At 70.2% G+C, this 16,827-nt stretch carries 16 protein-coding genes and 1 tRNA gene; 10 read left to right on the top strand and 7 right to left on the bottom strand.

The genetic code is table 11. The features are described from left to right. Positions 1-164: 164 nt before the first annotated feature. Both ACX80L_RS07635 and ACX80L_RS07640 read right to left on the bottom strand, forming a co-directional pair. Positions 165-650, bottom strand: coding sequence for an Hsp20/alpha crystallin family protein (locus ACX80L_RS07635; RefSeq protein ID WP_459288823.1), 486 nt, complete (start codon positions 648-650; stop codon positions 165-167). A 216-nt stretch (positions 651-866) separates the two neighbouring features. Further along, a tRNA-Val gene (locus tag ACX80L_RS07640) sits at positions 867-940 on the bottom strand. Positions 941-1,111: 171 nt separating this feature from the next. Here ACX80L_RS07640 and ACX80L_RS07645 point away from each other — a divergent pair. From ACX80L_RS07645 to ACX80L_RS07655, 3 genes are all read left to right on the top strand, one after another. Next, positions 1,112-1,363 (top strand): DUF2630 family protein, encoded by a 252-nt coding sequence (locus ACX80L_RS07645; RefSeq protein WP_133080041.1) that lies wholly within the window; start codon positions 1,112-1,114, stop codon positions 1,361-1,363. Beyond that, positions 1,363-2,031, top strand: coding sequence for a haloacid dehalogenase type II (locus ACX80L_RS07650; RefSeq protein WP_208740143.1), 669 nt, complete (start codon positions 1,363-1,365; stop codon positions 2,029-2,031). The genes ACX80L_RS07645 and ACX80L_RS07650 overlap by 1 nt, the downstream gene beginning before the upstream one ends. Before the next feature lie 95 nt (positions 2,032-2,126). Next, on the top strand, positions 2,127-2,735 hold the full coding sequence (locus ACX80L_RS07655) for a flavodoxin family protein (protein ID WP_208740142.1): 609 nt from the start codon (positions 2,127-2,129) through the stop codon (positions 2,733-2,735). A gap of 13 nt (positions 2,736-2,748) precedes the next feature. On the opposite strand, the gene ACX80L_RS07660 is transcribed toward ACX80L_RS07655, so the two are convergent. The 4 genes from ACX80L_RS07660 to ku are packed head-to-tail and all read right to left on the bottom strand — an operon-like array spanning position 2,749 to position 5,655. Then, positions 2,749-3,561, bottom strand: coding sequence for an ABC transporter permease subunit (locus ACX80L_RS07660; protein WP_133080044.1), 813 nt, complete (start codon positions 3,559-3,561; stop codon positions 2,749-2,751). Continuing rightward, positions 3,551-4,513, bottom strand: coding sequence for an ABC transporter ATP-binding protein (locus tag ACX80L_RS07665; protein ID WP_459288826.1), 963 nt, complete (start codon positions 4,511-4,513; stop codon positions 3,551-3,553). The genes ACX80L_RS07660 and ACX80L_RS07665 overlap by 11 nt, the downstream gene beginning before the upstream one ends. A gap of 54 nt (positions 4,514-4,567) precedes the next feature. Further along, positions 4,568-4,816: a hypothetical protein gene (locus ACX80L_RS07670; protein ID WP_133080046.1), complete on the bottom strand. Its 249-nt coding sequence runs from the start codon at positions 4,814-4,816 to the stop codon at positions 4,568-4,570. Next, on the bottom strand, positions 4,816-5,655 hold the full coding sequence (gene ku, locus ACX80L_RS07675; RefSeq protein WP_459268446.1) for a non-homologous end joining protein Ku: 840 nt from the start codon (positions 5,653-5,655) through the stop codon (positions 4,816-4,818). Before ku ends, ACX80L_RS07670 begins: the two co-directional genes overlap by 1 nt. 69 nt (positions 5,656-5,724) lie before the next feature. On the opposite strand from ku, the gene ACX80L_RS07680 reads away from it, so the two are divergent. From ACX80L_RS07680 to ACX80L_RS07695, 4 genes are all read left to right on the top strand, one after another. Beyond that, positions 5,725-6,219, top strand: a complete 495-nt coding sequence (locus ACX80L_RS07680) for an SRPBCC domain-containing protein (RefSeq protein WP_208739074.1) — start codon at positions 5,725-5,727, stop codon at positions 6,217-6,219. A gap of 83 nt (positions 6,220-6,302) precedes the next feature. Further along, positions 6,303-8,816 carry an ATP-dependent DNA ligase gene (locus ACX80L_RS07685; RefSeq protein WP_459288828.1) on the top strand — a complete coding sequence of 838 codons (2,514 nt, stop codon included), beginning with the start codon at positions 6,303-6,305 and terminating at the stop codon, positions 8,814-8,816. Positions 8,817-8,854: 38 nt separating this feature from the next. Beyond that, positions 8,855-11,239, top strand: coding sequence for a phosphoketolase family protein (locus ACX80L_RS07690; protein ID WP_459288831.1), 2,385 nt, complete (start codon positions 8,855-8,857; stop codon positions 11,237-11,239). A 34-nt stretch (positions 11,240-11,273) separates the two neighbouring features. After that, on the top strand, positions 11,274-11,738 hold the full coding sequence (locus ACX80L_RS07695; RefSeq protein WP_459268442.1) for an SRPBCC family protein: 465 nt from the start codon (positions 11,274-11,276) through the stop codon (positions 11,736-11,738). Between the two features lie 83 nt (positions 11,739-11,821). On the opposite strand, the gene ACX80L_RS07700 is transcribed toward ACX80L_RS07695, so the two are convergent. Beyond that, positions 11,822-12,523 (bottom strand): FadR/GntR family transcriptional regulator, encoded by a 702-nt coding sequence (locus ACX80L_RS07700; RefSeq protein WP_459288833.1) that lies wholly within the window; start codon positions 12,521-12,523, stop codon positions 11,822-11,824. A gap of 143 nt (positions 12,524-12,666) precedes the next feature. Here ACX80L_RS07700 and ACX80L_RS07705 point away from each other — a divergent pair, with 143 nt between their 5' ends. The 3 genes from ACX80L_RS07705 to ACX80L_RS07715 are packed head-to-tail and all read left to right on the top strand — an operon-like array spanning position 12,667 to position 16,827. Beyond that, entirely contained in the window at positions 12,667-14,031 is a 1,365-nt protein-coding gene (locus ACX80L_RS07705) for an SLC13 family permease (protein ID WP_133080053.1), read from the top strand. A 46-nt stretch (positions 14,032-14,077) separates the two neighbouring features. Continuing rightward, complete coding sequence (locus tag ACX80L_RS07710; RefSeq protein WP_459288835.1) at positions 14,078-15,310, top strand: CaiB/BaiF CoA transferase family protein; 1,233 nt, start codon at positions 14,078-14,080, stop codon at positions 15,308-15,310. Then, positions 15,307-16,827 carry a carboxyl transferase domain-containing protein gene (locus tag ACX80L_RS07715; protein ID WP_459288837.1) on the top strand — a complete coding sequence of 507 codons (1,521 nt, stop codon included), beginning with the start codon at positions 15,307-15,309 and terminating at the stop codon, positions 16,825-16,827. The genes ACX80L_RS07710 and ACX80L_RS07715 overlap by 4 nt, the downstream gene beginning before the upstream one ends.

The following is a 16,827-nucleotide window of genomic DNA, read 5'->3' on the forward strand; positions in this document are numbered from 1 at the left end:
AATGAAGCCCGAAGGATGAAGCTCAAAGTCGTCCACAAGTGGATGACCCGTGCCTGTACTCACTGCACTCCACTCTTTGCCTACCCCCCCCCCCCCCCCCCTCCCCCTCCCCCCCCCCCCCCCCCCCCCCCCCCCCCCCCCCCCCCCCCCCCGCTACCGGGGTGCTACGCCTCGACGGCTTCCTGGTGCCCTGCACCGGGCTCCGTGGATTCGACCGCCGGGGATTCGACCGCCGTGGACTCGACCGGCGCGGAGAACTCTCCGCTGACGACCTCGATCTTGCGTGGCTTCGCGCGTGCGCTGACCGGGATCATCACGTTGAGCACGCCGTTCTCGTACCGGGCGGAGATGCCCTCGGTGTCGATGCCCTGACCGAGATTGAGCTGGCGCAGGAACGAGCCGCTCTCGCGCTCGCGGGTCAGCCACTTGACGCCTTCCGCGCCACGCAGCGTACGCTCCGCGCGGATGGTCAGGAGCTGGCCGTCGACGTCGATGTCGACCGATCCGGGGTCGATGCCCGGAAGGTCCGCGGAGACGATGTAGTGGTCCTTCTCGCGGTAGAGGTCCATCGGCATGAGACGGAGTCCGGGACGGTTCTCCAGCAGGGCGCCGGCAACGCGGTCCAGCTCGCGGAATGGATCGAACTTCATGGCCACTGGAAACAACTCCTTCACAGATGCCACCGGCAGGTGGTCGGTTCTCCAAGGTTGAGCGCCCTCCGCTCAACTAGGAAAAATGTTAGCACTCGACCCAGGAGAGTGCTAACAAAATCTGTTCGCCCAGGACGAACTCCCATGGACGCAGGAAAGGCCCGTACCGACGTATCGGTACGGGCCTTCCCGGGTGCTGTCTCCAGCCGATCCTCGTGCCTGCGCGGGGCCTCGATCCCCGGGCCTTCCGCGTGTGAAGCGGATGCTCTACCAGACTGAGCTACACAGGCAATTGGTTCTCCAACAGCTTAGGCCATCCGGGCGGTGCGCCAAATTCCCCTGCTGCACCGGGCCGGGGCGGAGGCCGGCGCTGGTCATCGGTCCGTCGCCTCAGTAGCCTGAAGGAAAGCCTGCTGATCATCCACCGGCGCCGGCACGGCGACGACGAAAGGGACCGAACCATGGACAACCAGGACATCCTCCAGCGTATCCAGGCACTCGTGCAGGAAGAGCACGACCTCCGCGAACAGCCCCAGGACGCCGGAGCCGGGGCCGAGCACCAGGACCACGCGGCCCGGCTGAAGCGGGTCGAGGAGGACCTCGACCAGTGCTGGGACCTGCTCCGCCAGCGCCGGGCGAAGGCGGACGCCGGTGAGGACCCGGCCGACGCCGATGCCCGGCCGATCAGCCAGGTGGAGGGGTACCGCCAGTAATGGCGTTGCCGCTGGTGCTGTTCGACGTCAACGGGACGCTCTCGGACATGGGCCGCATGTCCCAGCACTTCGAGGAGGTCGGTGCACCCCCGCAACTGGCCGCCCTGTGGTTCGCCTCGGTGCTCCGGGACGGCTTCGCACTGACCGCCGTCGGGCGTAACCCGGCCTTCGGCGACGTCGCCGAGGGCGCCCTACGGGTGGTTCTCGCGGACCAGGTGCTGAACCGGGACCTCGACGATGCGGTGACGCATGTGATGACGGCGCTGCAGGAGCTGCCGGTCCATCCCGACGTGGCGGACGGCATCCGCGCGCTCGCACTCGAGGGCTTCGGTGTCGCCGTGCTCACCAACGGGGCAGCGGCAACGGCGGCGGGCCTGCTGGAGCGGGCCGGAGTCGGGGGGCAGATCGCCGCTGTCCTCTCCGTGGCGGACGCCGCCCGGTGGAAGCCCGCGCGGGAGTCCTACGCCCACGCCCTCGAGACCCTCGGAAAGGCGGCGGGCGACGTCGTGCTGGTCGCCGTGCATCCCTGGGACATCGACGGCGCCGCGCGTGCCGGCCTGAAGACGGTCTGGCTGAACCGTGACGGCGGCCCGTATCCGACCGTCATGACGCCGCCCGACCACGAGGTCGCGTCCGTCGGGGAACTGCCCGGGGTCCTGCGGGCCTGACCGGCGTCGACCGCGGGCACCCCCGGCGGGACGCCCGGCCCCGAACTCCCTCAGACCTCCGCATCATCCGGCAGTTCCGACATCAAGGAGTACCCGTGACCGACCTGACAGCCTTCGCGCTCGTGTGCAGCCTCACCCCATCGCCGGGGCCGTCCAGTTCCGACCTGATGGCCCGGCACATCCTCGACCGCTTCGCGGAGCGGGGAATCGCGACGTCCAGCGCCCGCGTGGTCGACCACCACGTGGCACCCGGCGTGCAGAAGGACATGGGCGACGGCGACGAGTGGCCGATCCTCCGCGAGAAGATCCTCGCCGCCGACATCCTCGTGCTGTCCACCCCCATCTGGGTGGGCCACCCGTCGAGCCTCGCGCAGCGCGTGATGGAGCGGCTGGACGCCGACATCGCGGAGACGGACGAGGAGGGCCGGCCCGTGATGGCGGGCAAGGTCGCGGTGGTGGCCGTCGTGGGCAATGAGGACGGCGCGCACAAGACGATCGCCGACATGATGCAGGGCCTGAACGACATCGGTTTCTCCCTGCCGTCCCAGGGCTCCACCTACTGGGTGGGCGAGGCGATGCAGGCCGTCGACTTCAAGGACCTCGCCGAGGTCCCCGACGTGGTGGCGACGACGACCGCGGGCGTCGTCCGCAACGCCGAGCATCTGGCGAGGCTGCTGCGCCGGGAGAACTTCCCGCTGGAGTGACGGGCCGCCCCCGCTACCGGCCGACGTCCCGGCGTGACAGTCCGACGACGGCGACCAGCACGAGGATGCCGCACAGGGCGAGCACGGCCGCCATGCCCGCTCCGGCGCCGGTCGAGAAACCGTGGAGCAGCGGTGCGGGACCGAACACCCAGTCGTAGGGGGAGAGGCCCTTCAGCCACTGCAGGGCTTCCGCCTGGTTCCCGAGGGCGTTGAAGGCGTAGCCCAGGAGCGCCACCGCAGCCCCGGCGGCCACCGAGGCGGTCCGGGAGCCGGTCACCGCGCCCGCGGTGATGGCCGCCGATCCGCTGAGCAGGCTCAGCAGGTACAGGGCGAGGACACCCGCGACGGCCTTGCCGACGGCGAGGCCGAGCTCGGACGGGGCGTTCAGGGCGAGCACGGCCGCGAGCAGCACCGCGCACACGACGGCGATCCGCAGCGCGAGGGAGAGGACGGCCTCGAGCGCCACCTGCAGGCGTGTGACCCCGTGCGCCAGGGTGAGTTCGAGGGCTCCGCTCTCCTCCTCGCCACCGATCGCCGCTGCACCCCAGCCGACAGCGGCGATCGTCAGGAGGACGAAGCCGATCAGGCCCAGCAGCGTCGCCTGCGTGTATCCCGCGCCCGTGGAGATCGAGTCGAAGCCCAGGGTGGACACGAGTTCCGGGGGCAGGGACGAGACGACGGAGTCGAGTTGGCCGGAGGCACCCATCGACGGATAGATGGGCAGGTAGAGCAGGCTCGCCGCGACGAGGCCGGCCGACCAGCCGGCCATCCCGAGGCGGGAGCGTCGGAGGGTGTGCCGGACGAGGGGCAGGGTGCTAGCGGACATGGCGGGCTCCGGCCGCTCCTGCCGGGGCGGTCGGGGTCCGGCCGTACAGGCCGAGGACCGCCTGCTCGAGGTCCGGTTCCTCGATCACGACGTCGGTGAGCCCGAGGGCCGGGAGGACGTCGATCAGCGCGACGGGCGACCCGGACAACCGCCCTTCCACGACGTTTCCAGGGACCCCGGCGGACGCCCGGTCGACTCCGGGATCGGCCACCTCGAGGCCGGCCGCGAGGAGCGCGGCCGCCTGCCCCGGCGTCAGCGGTCTCTCCAGTTCGAGCCGCACGGTACGGGGCGCCTCGTCACGCAGGTCCGCCACGCGTGACGAACGGACGAGGCGCCCCTCCCGGATCACGGCGACGTGGTCGGCGCACTGCTGCACCTCGGAGATGACATGGGAGGACAGGAAGACGGCCTGGCCCGTCGACTTCGCGTCCCGGACGAGGGCGAGGAACTCCCGCTGCACGAGGGGATCCAGGCCGGAGGTGGGCTCGTCGAGGACGAGCAGGTCCGGCCGGTGCATGAGGGCCTGGACCAGGCCGAGTTTCTGCTTGTTGCCCCTCGACAGCGTCCCGATGCGGCGCGACGGATCGAGACCGAGGCGTTCGACGAGCTCGGACCTGTACGCGTGGTCCACGGGACCGGAGATGCGTCCGAGGTGGTCGAGCATCTCCGTGCCGGTGGTCCTGCCGTCGAGCCTGAGTTCCCCGGGCAGGTACCCGATGCGCTCCCGGAGGCGCGGGCCCGCCCGCCAGGGGTCCGCACCGAGGGTGGTCACCGACCCTGCAGTCGGCTTGATCAGGCCGAGGATCAGGCGCATGGTGGTGGTCTTCCCGGCGCCGTTCGGGCCGATCACGCCCACCACGCTCGCCGGTAACACCTGGAGCGATACGGCGTCCAGTGCCCGCCGCGACCCGTACGCCTTGGTCAGATCGCTCAGCTCCAGTGCGTGTTCCATGCTTCCTCCGAATGCGGGGGCTCCGGGGCCGGGCAGCGGCAGGACCCGGAGGCGTCAGGCCTTTCGCGAGAGCCAGGAGAGCGTCAGCGCGCCCGCGCTCCGCCGGAAGCCGCTCCGCCCGGAGACGACCTCGAGGACCGCCCAGACCGCCAGGCAGAGGGTGCTCGCCAGGCGCAGGCGCCCGCGGTTCTTCTCCTCGAGCGCCGCGAAGGAGGCGGCGCCGAGCAGTGCCCAGCCCAGGATCGGAGCGTTCGGCTTCTGGGCGATGGTCTGCCGGCCCAGGCTGTCGGTGAAGAAACCCATCACGCGCCCTTCTGCTTGGAGGTGCCGGCCGCCTTCTTGGCTCCGGCCTTCTTCTCGCGGTTCTTCTCGACGCTGCGGCGCAGTGCCTCCATGAGGTCCAGCACGTTGTCGCCGTCGTCCTCGCCACCGTCGGCCCCGAACGTCTCCTCGGTGCTGATGGTGTCACCCTTCTCGATCTTCGCGTCGATCAGGGTGCGCAGCTGGACCTGGTACTCGTCGGTGAAGTTCTCGGGGTCGAAGTCGGTGGAGAAGGAGTCCACGAGGGCCGCGGACATCTGCTTCTCCTTGGCGGAGATGCGGACCTTCTCCTCGAGTGCGGGGAAGGAGGCCTCCCGGACCTCGTCGTCCCACAGGAGCGTCTGCAGCATGAGGACGTCACCCCGGACGCGCAGCGCGGCGAGGCGGCTCTTCTGGCGGAGGGAGAACTGCACGATCGCGGTCCGGTCCGTCTCCTCGAGCGTGCGCCGCAGCAGGACGTAGGCCTTGGTCGAGGTGCTGTCGGGTTCGAGGTAGTAGGCGCGGTCGAACATGATCGGATCGATCTGGTCGCTCGGCACGAACTCCACCACGTCGATCTCCCGGCTCCGCTCCACCGGCAGTGACGAGAGGTCCTCGTCTGTGAGGACCACGGTGTGCTCGCCGTCGTCGTACGCCTTGTCGATGTGCTTGAAATCCACGACCTCGCCGCAGATCTCGCAGCGCCGCTGGTAGCGGATGCGGCCGCCGTCCTCGTCGTGCACCTGGTGCAGGGAGATGTCGTGGTCCTCGGTGGCGCTGTAGACCTTCACCGGCACGTTGACCAGCCCGAACGCGACCGCGCCCTTCCAGATGGCTCTCATGGGTCAAGTGAACACCAAGCAGGCTTAGTGGGCCAGAGGAGGCGGGCGGGCCGGCCCTAGACTTGGGAGGTGACTTCCGAGACCGTAGAGCCCATTGTCAGCAAGACGACCAGCGACGACGGCGGTACGGTGCTGCGCCTGGAGTTCCAGTTCGCGTTCCCGCCGACCGTGCTGTGGAAGCACCTGACGGAGGCCGACAAGCTGAAGTACTGGTTCCCCTGCGAGATGGAGTTCGAGCCGCACCCGGATGCGGAGATCCTCTTCCGCTACGCCGACCAGAAGCCTCTGCGCGGAGAGGTGCTCGAGGCGGCGCGGCCGTCGGTACTCGCCTACACCTGGGAGAAGGACAGTCTGCGCTGGGAACTGGCCCGGACGGGCGACAACGGGACCCGGCTCGTGCTGTTCCTGACACCGGGGAGCCCGCGGCACTCCGCGACCATGGCGGCAGGGTGGCACCTCACCATCGCCGGACTCGACGACTTCCTGAACAAGCGCAACCTCGGGCAGGACCCGGCGCTGTGGGATGTCTACGTCGAGCGTTACCGCGAGCAGTTCGCCGACTAGGACACAATCCCTGCCGCCTCCAGCCGGGTGTTCCGACCGAATCGGTACTGGACCACCACCGGCATCCGGTCAAGACTGGGGGGATGGCCCCCCCTCGCTCAGCACGGCAGCAGACCGTCACGGTGGAGGGGCGCACGCTCCGGCTGTCCAGCCTGGACAAGGTGCTCTACCCCGCGACGGGGACCACCAAGGCCGACGTCCTGGCCTACTACGCAGCCGTGGCACCCCACCTGATCCGCCATGCGAGCCACCGGCCGCTGACGCGGAAGCGGTGGGTGCACGGCGTGGGGACGCCGGAGGAGCCCGGCGAGGTGTTCTTCCAGAAGAACATCGACGACAATGCGCCGGCCTGGGTGCCGCGCAACGCGATCCGGCACAAGGACCACACGAACGTCTACCCCCTGGTCGACGACCTCGCGACGCTCACCTGGCTGGGGCAGATCGCCGCCCTGGAGCTCCACGTGCCGCAGTGGCGCTTCGACGCCGACGGCGCCAGGGGGAATCCCGACCGCCTCGTGCTGGACCTCGACCCGGGCGACGGCGTGGGTCTCGCGGAGTGCGCCGAGATCGCCCGGCTGGCCCGGCCGATCCTGCAGGGCATGGGGCTGGAACCGTTCCCCGTCACGAGCGGATCGAAGGGCATCCACCTGTACTGCGCCCTCGACGGCCGGCTGACCTCCGAGCAGGTGTCCGCCGTCGCCCACGAACTCGCCCGGGCCCTCGAGGCCGACCATCCCGACCTCGCGGTCAGCGACATGAAGAAGGCGCTGCGGACGGGCAGGGTGCTCGTGGACTGGAGCCAGAACCACGCCAACAAGACGACGGTCAGCCCGTACTCGCTGCGCGGCCGCTTCGAGCCGACCGTCGCCGCGCCGCGCACCTGGGAGGAACTCGACGACGTCGACCTCGGGCACCTCGACTACCGCGCCGTCCTGCAGCGGATCGGATCCCTCGGCGACATCCTCGCCGCCGCGACCCCACCCGCGACCGGCGCAGGAGAGAGGGGAAGCGCACCGACGGACCGGCTCTCCACCTACCGGGCGATGCGCGACGCAGCGAAGACACCGGAGCCCGTACCCGAGGCCGTGGGCCCGGCGGGTGGCAACAGCTTCGTGATCCAGGAGCACCACGCCCGCCGCCTGCACTACGACTTCCGGCTGGAGCATGAGGGCGTGCTCGTCTCCTGGGCTCTCCCGAAAGGACCGCCCCTGACGCCCAGCAGGAACCACCTGGCCGTGCAGACCGAGGACCATCCCCTCGACTACGGCTCCTTCCACGGAACTATTCCGAAGGGGGAATACGGCGCGGGGGAGGTCTCGATCTGGGATGCGGGCACCTACGAGCTCGAGAAGTGGCGTGAGGGCAAGGAGGTCATCTGCACACTCCACGGCAGGCCCGACGGCGGACTGGCCCGCGGCGGGACCGCTATCCGCCGCTACGCGCTCATCAACACCGGCGGCGGGCCGAACGGCAGGAGCAACTGGCTGATCCACCTCATGAAGGACCAGCCGGCCGAGGCCCGGCAGGACTCCCCGCACGACCCCGGCGCGTCGCCACCGGTCCCGGCGGACGGCGGCGACACCCCGCCCGTAGAGGTGCAGAGCATCGACCCTCCCGCTCCTGTCCGGGCTCCGGGTCCCGTCCGTCCCATGCTCGCCACCCTCGGCTCGGAGCAGGCCATCCCCGACCCCGACGACTGGGCCTACGAGATGAAGTGGGACGGCGTCCGCTGCATCGCGCTGGTGAAGGACGGCGCCGTCACCCTGGCCAGCCGGAACGGGATCGACACCACCGCGACCTACCCGGAACTCGGGGACCTCGGTGAGTACCTGAGTGCGGACAGCGCCGTGCTCGACGGCGAGATCGTGGCCCTGAACGCGAAGGGCCGCCCCGACTTCGGTCTCCTGCAGACCCGCATGAAGCTGACCCATCGGGCGGAGATCGACGACGCGCGCCGGAAGACCCCCGTGCGCTTCATGCTCTTCGACCTCCTGGAACTCGAGGGCAACGACCTCACCGGGCTGGACTACTGCCAGCGGCGGGAGCTGCTCGAGAAGGCGGTCGAGGAGGCGGAGGACGGCCACGTCCAGGTTCCGCCGGCCCTCGACGCGACGCTCGCGGAAGCCGTCGAGGCGAGCCGCCAGCTGGGCCTCGAGGGCATCATGGCCAAGCGCCTCACGAGCGACTACCAGCCCGGGACGCGGTCGGCGTCGTGGGTGAAGATCAAGCACCTCCACACGCAGGAGGTCGTGGTGGTGGGCTGGCGGCCCGGGAAGGGCAACCGGGCGGCGAAGATCGGTTCCCTGCTGGTCGCCGTCCCCGACGGCGTCGACCTCCGCTACGTGGGCCGCGTGGGGTCCGGGCTCACCGAGCGCGACCTCGCCGAGGTGGGGTCCAGGCTCAGGAAGCTGGCACGGAAGACCGCCCCGCTCGACGACGTGCCCGGCGCCGACGCATCCGATGCGCACTGGGTGCGGCCCGCCCTCGTCGGCGAAGTCCAGTACAGCGAGCACACCGGGACCGGCCGCCTGCGGCACCCCGTGTGGCGGGGCTGGCGACCCGACAAGACGCCGTCCGACGTCGTCGTCGAACTCTGAGATCCGCACCGTCCCGTTGCACCATCCAGGAGGCACACATGGCAAGTCTTGATATCCCGGCACTGGACGCGTGGTGGCGCGCCGCCAACTACGTCTCGGTCGGCCAGATCTACCTGCGGGACAACGCCCTGCTCACGCGTCCGCTCGCGGGCGAGGACGTGAAGGCGCGATTGCTGGGCCACTGGGGCACCACACCGGGGCTGAACTTCGTCTACACCCATCTCAACCGGGTCATCTCCGAGCGGAGGCAGGAGATGCTGTTCGTCACCGGGCCGGGCCACGGCGGGCCCGCCAACGTGGCCAACGCCTGGCTGGAGGGGACCTACTCCGAGATATATTCCTCCATCGGCAAGGACGGGGTGGGGCTGAACGCCCTGTTCAAGCAGTTCAGCTACCCCGGCGGCATCCCGTCCCACGCCGCCCCGGAATCCCCGGGGTCCATCCACGAGGGCGGGGAACTCGGCTACACGCTCGCCCACGCCTACGGCGCCGTCTTCGACAACCCCTCCCTCATCGCCGCCGCCGTGGTGGGCGACGGCGAAGCCGAGACGGGACCGCTGGCCACGAGCTGGCACTCGAGCAGCTTCGTGGATCCCGCGGTGGACGGCGCGGTACTGCCGATCCTGCACCTCAACGGGTACAAGATCGCCAACCCCACGGTGCTGGCCAGGATGCCCGAGGAGCAGCTCCGGCAGCTGATGTACGGCTACGGCTACGAGGCGCACTTCGTCACGGTGTCCGATCCTGGTGCCACCGAGGACGCCCACCGCGACTTCGCCGCCGTCCTCGACGCCTGCATCGACGACATCCACGCCATCCAGGACCGGGCCCGTACCTCGCCGGCAGGCGCGGACGCCGCCGCGGCCCGCTGGCCCATGATCGTGCTGCGCTCGCCGAAGGGCTGGACCGGCCCCGCCGAGGTGGACGGCAAGCCGGTGGAGGGGACCTGGCGGTCCCATCAGGTACCGCTCTCGGAGATCCACGACAACGAACAGCACCTGCACCAGCTCGAGGAGTGGATGCGGTCCTACGACCCGTCATCCCTGTTCACCGAGGAGGGGTCACTGCGGCCCGAGATCGCGGCGCTCGCGCCCGAGGGCGACCTGCGCATGAGCGCGACCCCCTATGCGAACGGCGGCCGGCTCCTCCGCGACCTCGTGCTGCCCTCGTACGCGGACCACGCCGTACCCGTGACGCGTCCCGGCGGGGAGAAGGTGAGTCCCATGACGACCGTGGGCGGCTACCTGCGGGACGTCATCGAGCGCAATCCGCACAACTTCCGCCTGTTCGGTCCGGACGAGACGGCGTCCAACCGCCTCTCCGCGGTCTACGAGGTGACGGACAAGGTGTGGGAACCGCGCATCGAGGACGTGGACGAGCACCTGGCCCGCTCGGGACGCGTCATGGAGGTCCTCAGCGAGCACCTCTGCCAGGGCTGGCTCGAGGGCTACCTGCTGACCGGCCGCCACGGGGTGTTCAACTGCTACGAAGCCTTCGTGCACATCGTCGACTCGATGTTCAACCAGTTCGCGAAATGGCTCAAGGTGCACCGCACGCTGTCCTGGCGCATGCCCATCGCGTCGTTCAACTACATGCTGTCGAGCCACGTGTGGCAGCAGGACCACAACGGCTTCTCGCACCAGGATCCCGGGTTCATCGACCACGTGGTCAACAAGAAGGCGGACATCATCCGGGTCTACCTCCCGCCGGACGCCAACACGATGCTCGCCGTGACCGAGCACTGCATGCAGACGCGCGACACAGTCAACGTGATCGTGACGGGCAAGCAGCCCACTCCCACCTGGTTCGGGCCCGAGGAGGCGCACCTGCACGTGAGGCGCGGCATCGGGATCCTCGACTTCGCGGGCTCCGAGGAACCGGGGGTGGAGCCGGACGTGGTCCTCGGCTGCGCGGGCGACGTCCCCACGCTCGAGGCGGTCGCCGCGGCGGGACTGCTCAGGGCAGCCGTCCCCGGTCTGAAGATCCGCGTGGTGAACGTCGTGGACCTCATGCGCCTGCAGGACAGCACGGAGCATCCGCACGGGCTGTCGGCCCGGGACTTCGACACGTTGTTCACGACGTCGAAACCCGTGGTCTTCGCCTATCACGGGTACCCGTGGCTCATCCATCGCCTGGCCTACCGTCGGAACAACCACGAGAACCTGCATGTTAGGGGTTACAAGGAGGAAGGCACGACGACGACGCCGTTCGACATGGCGATGCTGAACCAGATCGACAGGTTCCAGCTGGCCATGGACGTCATCGATCGCGTGCCGACTCTCGGAGCGACGCAGGCCCGTCTCCGGCAGGACCTGCAGGACCAGCGTCAGCGTGCGTGGCAGTACACGCGCGATGCCGGGAAGGACCTCGAGTCCATCACCGGCTGGACCCTCGACGAATCCTCGCCGGACGACGCCCAGTAGAGCCGCGCGCCCACGACCAGAAGGAGAACGACGCATGACGGAGTCCCGTATCTCAGCGACCCGGACGATCGACGCACCAGCCGATGCGATCTTCCACTTCCTGTCCGATCCCGCCCACCATGCAGCGCTCGACGGCTCGGGCATGGTGCAGTCGGACAGCAAGTCCGACCGCATCACCGCCGTGGGCCAGACGTTCACCATGAACCAGACCTGGGACAAGATGGGCGGCGACTACCAGACGGACAACCACGTGGTCGGCTACGACCCGAACAAGCTCCTCGCCTGGAAGACCGCGCCCGCCGGTGAGGTCCCGCCGGGCTGGGAGTGGATCTGGGAGCTGCAGCCCTCCGGCCCCGGTTCCACCGAGGTGTCGGTGAGCTACGACTGGTCCGCCGTGACCGACAAGGAGCTCCTGAAGACCATCGGCTTCCCGGCCGTGCCGCGGGAGGCGCTGGATTCCACGCTCGCGAACCTCGCGGCGCAGGTCTCGGAGGCCTGACCTCCCGCCGCAGGCACCCGGACGACGACGGCCGGCTCCCTGGAGGGGCCGGCCGTCGTCGTTGCCGGCCGGGCCGCTGCCTGCTACTGCAGCAGGGCGACGTCCGAGACGAGTTCGATGTGGCGCTGCATGGCATCGGCGGCCGCGGCGGCGTCCCGCGCCCGGATGGCCTCGGCGATACCCCTGTGCGATACGAGCGACTGCTCCGGCCTGCCCGGCTGGGCGAGCGATTCGAGGCGGGTCTCGAGGACCATCTCGCCGATGAACGCCATGAGCTGCGCCATCACGGGGGAGTGGGCGGCCCCGGTCACGGCCTGGTGGAACAGCTCGTCGCCGTGGGCGCCGCGGTCGCCGTCGTCGATCTCCGCCTGCATCGTCCGGAGCGCGTCCTCGATGGCCGCGAGATCGGCGTCCGTGCGCCGCTCGGCTGCCAGGGCCGCGAGCCTCACCTCCAGGGTGCTGCGGGCCTCCACGATGTCGGGCAGGCGGCTCCGGTGCTCGCGCAGCCCCTTGATGACGCTCGCGACACTCGCGCGGTGCCGGAGAACCGCACCGGTGCCGTGCTGGACGTCGATGACACCGAGGACCTCGAGGGCCACGAGCGCCTGGGCGAGCGTCGCCCGCGAGACCCCGAGGCGCTCGGCGAGATCCCGCTCCGCGGGGAGGAGGTCTCCCGGGCGGAGCCTCGCGGACTCGATGTAGCCCAGCAGCTGCTCGACCAGCTGTTCGTACAGCCGAGGACGCGCAAGGCGCCCCAAGGGTTGCGGATCAACGGCGTCGGTCATCCCTGTTCTCCCCGGATAGTGGTGGGCCCATGCTACCGGTGAACGATTGACAGGGACACCCACTCTCCTACAGGCTAGGCCAGTAGTCCTGTAACTCAGATCACAGGCTCGTCGAACCGTCCGTCGCCCGCTGGAGGATAATGATGTCCGCTCCACTCCTATCGATCATCATCCTTGCGGCGATGTTCCTGATAGCCACCCTGCTGCCCATCAACATGGGAGCCCTCGCCTTCGTGGGGGCCTTCCTGCTCGGCGCCGTCGTCCTGGGGATGGAGACCGACGACATCATCGCCGAGTTCCCCGGCGGGCTGTTCCTCACCCTCGTCGGGGTCACCTACCTGTTCGCCATCGCCCAGAACAACGGCACCATCGACCTGCTCGTGCAGGGGGCCGTGAAGCTCGTCCGCAACCGCGTGGCACTCATCCCGTGGGTCATGTTCCTCATCACGGCCGTCATCACCGCCGTCGGCGCGCTCGGTCCCGCGGCCGTCGCGATCATGGCGCCCGTCGCACTCGGCTTCGCGGCACGCCACAAGATCTCACCGCTGCTCATGGGCATGATGGTGGTCCACGGCGCACAGGCCGGCGGCTTCTCGCCCATCGCGGTGTACGGGGTGATCGTGAACGACATCGTCGGTGAGTCCGGCTTCGAGTCGAGCCCGCTCGCCGTGTTCCTGTCGAGCTTCATCTTCAACCTGCTGATCGCCGTCGTCCTCTTCATCGTCCTCGGCGGCCGCACGCTCCTGTCCTCGCGCATCTCCCACTTCGTCGAGGAGGCCGCCGAGGCCCGCCTGAACGCCAGCCCGGGAGCCCGCAGGGCCGACGTCGCCTACAAGGGCACCGGCAGCGGCACCTACGGACCGCGTGACCCCGCCGGCGACGGCGCCGTCGCCGTGAAGTCCCGCGAGGACCGCATCTCGCAGGCCGCCACCATCCTCGGCCTCATCGCGCTCGCCGTGATCGCCCTCGGATTCCAGGTCGACGTCGGATTCGTCGCCATCACGGTCGCCGTCCTCCTCGCGCTGATCTCGCCCAAGGCCCAGAGCGGTGCGGTCAACAAGATCGCCTGGTCCACCGTGCTGCTCATCTGCGGGATGCTCACGTTCGTGGGTGTGCTCACCGAGGCGGGGACCATCGAGTACGTGTCCGACGGCGTCGCCGGACTCGGCGCTCCGCTGCTCGCCGCCCTGCTCATCTGCTACATCGGCGCCGTCGTCTCCGCCTTCGCCTCGTCGACGGCCATCCTCGCAGCCCTGATCCCGCTGGCCATCCCGTTCCTCGAGACAGGCGCCGTGAGTGCGGTCGGCGTCGTCTGCGCCCTCGCCGTGTCCTCGACGATCGTGGACGTCTCGCCGTTCTCCACCAACGGCGCACTCGTGCTCGCCAACGCCCCCGAGGGCACGGACAAGGACCGCTTCTACAAGCAGATCCTCGGGTACGGGGCCCTCGTGGTCGTCGCCGGTCCGATCATCGCCTGGCTCGTCCTCGTGGTGCCCGGCTGGCTCTGAGCCGTCCACCCGTCCGACCAGACCGCACGAACCACCCGGAGGAAACATGAGCGACGCACCACAGGAACGAAGCGGGAGCGAGCGCGGGGAGCGCGGCGGTCCACTGTCCGGGCGCCTCGTCGTCGACCTCAGCCGGGCACTTGCCGGGCCGCACGCCGGCATGATGCTCGGTGACCTCGGCGCCCGCGTGATCAAGGTCGAGACACCGGGTACCGGGGACGACACCCGTGGCTGGGGTCCGCCCTTCGTCGGCCCGGAGGACGACCGCCAGGCCACCTACTTCCTGTCCTGCAACCGGAACAAGGAATCGATCGCGCTGGACCTCAAGAGCGACGACGGCAGGGCGGTGCTCACGGAACTGCTGCGCCGAGCCGACGTCGTGGTCGAGAACTTCCGGCCCGGGGTCCTCGACCGGCTCGGGTTCTCCACGGATGCCATGCACGAGCTGAACCCCGGCCTGGTCATCCTCTCCATCACCGGGTTCGGGCACGACGGCCCCGAGGCCAGGCGCAGCGGCTACGACCAGATCGTCCAGGGCGAGGCCGGCCTCATGTCCGTCACCGGGCCCGATCCCGACAACCCCCAGCGCGTCGGGGTCCCCATCGCCGACCTGCTGTCCGGCATGTACGGGGCGTACGGTGCCGTCGCGGCCCTGCTCGAACGGGAGCGGACGGGCCGGGGGCAGGTGGTGCGCACGTCGCTGCTCGCCGCGATCATCGGCGTCCATGCCTTCCAGGGCACACGCACCACGGTGGCCGGCGAGGTGCCGCGCGCCCAGGGCAACCACCACCCCTCGATCGCCCCGTACGGCCTGTTCAACTGCCGCGGGGGGAAGGTCCAGATCAGCGTGGGCAGCGAGAAGCTGTGGGCCACCTTCACCGCCGCCTTCGGACTCGACGCGGGCCGCGCAGAGTTCGCGACCAACGCGGACCGCGTGCGCAACCGCGACGAGCTGATCGGCGTCGTCGAGGACGCGTTCTCGGCCTACGAGGCGGAACCCCTGCTGGCGAAGCTCAACGACGCCGGCATCCCGGCGGGCAAGGTCCGCACCCTCGACGAGGTCTACGCCTGGGAGCAGGTGCACTCGCAGGGGCTGCTCCTGACCGTCCAGCACCCCGTCCTCGGCGACATCGCCCTGCCCGGGCCACCCCTGCGGTTCTTCGACGGCGACGCCGAGACGACCCTCACCGGCCACACGGCGCCGCCCCTGCTCGACGGCGACGGGGACGCCATCCGCGCCTGGCTCTCCGGGTCCGTCCCGGGAGGTACCGGAGCGTGACGGCGTCGGCTCCGGTCCGGCACCTCACGGCGCGGGAGCTCATCGAGGCCGTGCTGGACACCGGATCGTTCGCGTCCTGGGACACGCCGGTCCCGGCGGCCTACCCGGGGATCGCGGCGTCCTATCGGGAGGAGTTGCACCGGGCCAGGGAGAAGAGCGGGGCGGACGAATCCGTGCTGACGGGCGAGGGGCTCATCCACGGCCGGCGCGTGGCCGTCATCGTCTCGGAGTTCACGTTCCTCGCCGGATCGATCGGCGCCGCCGCAGCACACCGGATCACCTCGGCGGTCCTCAGGGCCACCCGGGAGCGGCTGCCCCTCCTGGCCGGACCGGCGTCGGGCGGGACCCGCATGCAGGAGGGGACGCCCGCGTTCCTGTCGATGGTGGACATCACCGGCGCGGTGCGGGCGCACCGGCAGGCCGGGCTGCCGTACCTCGTCTACCTCAGGCACCCCACCACCGGCGGCGTCATGGCGTCCTGGGGTTCCCTGGGGCACGTGACCGTCGCGGAGCCGGGGGCGCTGCTCGGCTTCCTCGGCCCCCGTGTCTACGAGGCGCTGTACGGCCGGCCGTTCCCGAGGGGGGTGCAGACCGCGGAGAACCTGTTCGACAAGGGTCTGATCGACGCGGTGGTGCCGCCCGAACACCTCGCGGGGATCGTCGACAAGGCGTTGAGCGTGCTGCTCGCGGGCAGCCCGACGGCGCCTGACGCGCCGTCCACAGTGTCGTCCCGGCCCGGCGGCGGCGACGCCTGGACCTCCATCCTCGTCTCGCGGAACCGCCGGCGTCCCGATCTGCGCCGGCTGCTCGCCTACGGGGCGCGGGACGTCCTGCCGCTGAACGGCACGGGCCAGGGGGAGAAGGATCCCGGGCTCCTCCTGGCACTGGCACGCTTCGGCGGGCAGCCCTGCATCGTGCTCGGGCACCAGCGGCCGCGCCTCGTGGGGGAGTCCGGACTGGGGCCGGCGTCGCTGCGCGAGGCGCGACGCGGCATGAAGCTCGCCGAGGAACTCGGCCTGCCCCTGCTCACGGTGATCGACACCGCGGGCGCGGATCTGTCGAAGGAGGCGGAGGAGGGCGGGCTGGCGGGCGAGATCGCCCGCTCGCTGCACGATCTCATCGGGCTGGCGTCGCCGTCGGTCTCCGTGCTCCTCGGTCAGGGCGCCGGGGGTGGCGCGCTCGCACTGCTGCCGGCCGACAGCACCATCGCCGCCGAGCACGCCTGGCTGTCGCCGCTGCCGCCGGAGGGTGCGAGCGCCATCGTGCACCGCACGGTCGACCGCGCCCCGGAGATGGCCGAGGCGCAGGGCGTCAAGGTCGCCGCCCTCGTCGACCGGGGCGTCGTCGACCACGTGGTCGACGAGCGGCCCGACGCGGCCGAGGAGGGCAGGGCCTTCTGCGAGCGGATGGCGGTCGCCATCGAGTACGAGCTGGCCCGGGTGAAGGAGCTCCCCGCGGGCGACCGTCTGGTGCGGCGTGCCGGGAAATACCGGGCGGGAGCCGGGGCGGAGGGCTAG

The sequence above is a fragment of the Arthrobacter sp. MDT1-48-3 genome, from assembly GCF_054511015.1.

Coding starts and splice junctions, on each gene's coding strand:
- ACX80L_RS07695 (WP_459268442.1), top strand. CDS start 11,274: ATGACGGAGTCCCGTATCTCAGCGACCCGGACGATCGACGCACCAGCC.
- ACX80L_RS07645 (WP_133080041.1), top strand. CDS start 1,112: ATGGACAACCAGGACATCCTCCAGCGTATCCAGGCACTCGTGCAGGAA.
- ACX80L_RS07670 (WP_133080046.1), bottom strand. CDS start 4,816: ATGGGTTTCTTCACCGACAGCCTGGGCCGGCAGACCATCGCCCAGAAG.
- ACX80L_RS07665 (WP_459288826.1), bottom strand. CDS start 4,513: ATGGAACACGCACTGGAGCTGAGCGATCTGACCAAGGCGTACGGGTCG.
- ACX80L_RS07650 (WP_208740143.1), top strand. CDS start 1,363: ATGGCGTTGCCGCTGGTGCTGTTCGACGTCAACGGGACGCTCTCGGAC.
- ACX80L_RS07685 (WP_459288828.1), top strand. CDS start 6,303: ATGGCCCCCCCTCGCTCAGCACGGCAGCAGACCGTCACGGTGGAGGGG.
- ku (WP_459268446.1), bottom strand. CDS start 5,655: ATGAGAGCCATCTGGAAGGGCGCGGTCGCGTTCGGGCTGGTCAACGTG.
- ACX80L_RS07705 (WP_133080053.1), top strand. CDS start 12,667: ATGTCCGCTCCACTCCTATCGATCATCATCCTTGCGGCGATGTTCCTG.
- ACX80L_RS07690 (WP_459288831.1), top strand. CDS start 8,855: ATGGCAAGTCTTGATATCCCGGCACTGGACGCGTGGTGGCGCGCCGCC.
- ACX80L_RS07660 (WP_133080044.1), bottom strand. CDS start 3,561: ATGTCCGCTAGCACCCTGCCCCTCGTCCGGCACACCCTCCGACGCTCC.
- ACX80L_RS07710 (WP_459288835.1), top strand. CDS start 14,078: ATGAGCGACGCACCACAGGAACGAAGCGGGAGCGAGCGCGGGGAGCGC.
- ACX80L_RS07635 (WP_459288823.1), bottom strand. CDS start 650: ATGAAGTTCGATCCATTCCGCGAGCTGGACCGCGTTGCCGGCGCCCTG.
- ACX80L_RS07700 (WP_459288833.1), bottom strand. CDS start 12,523: ATGACCGACGCCGTTGATCCGCAACCCTTGGGGCGCCTTGCGCGTCCT.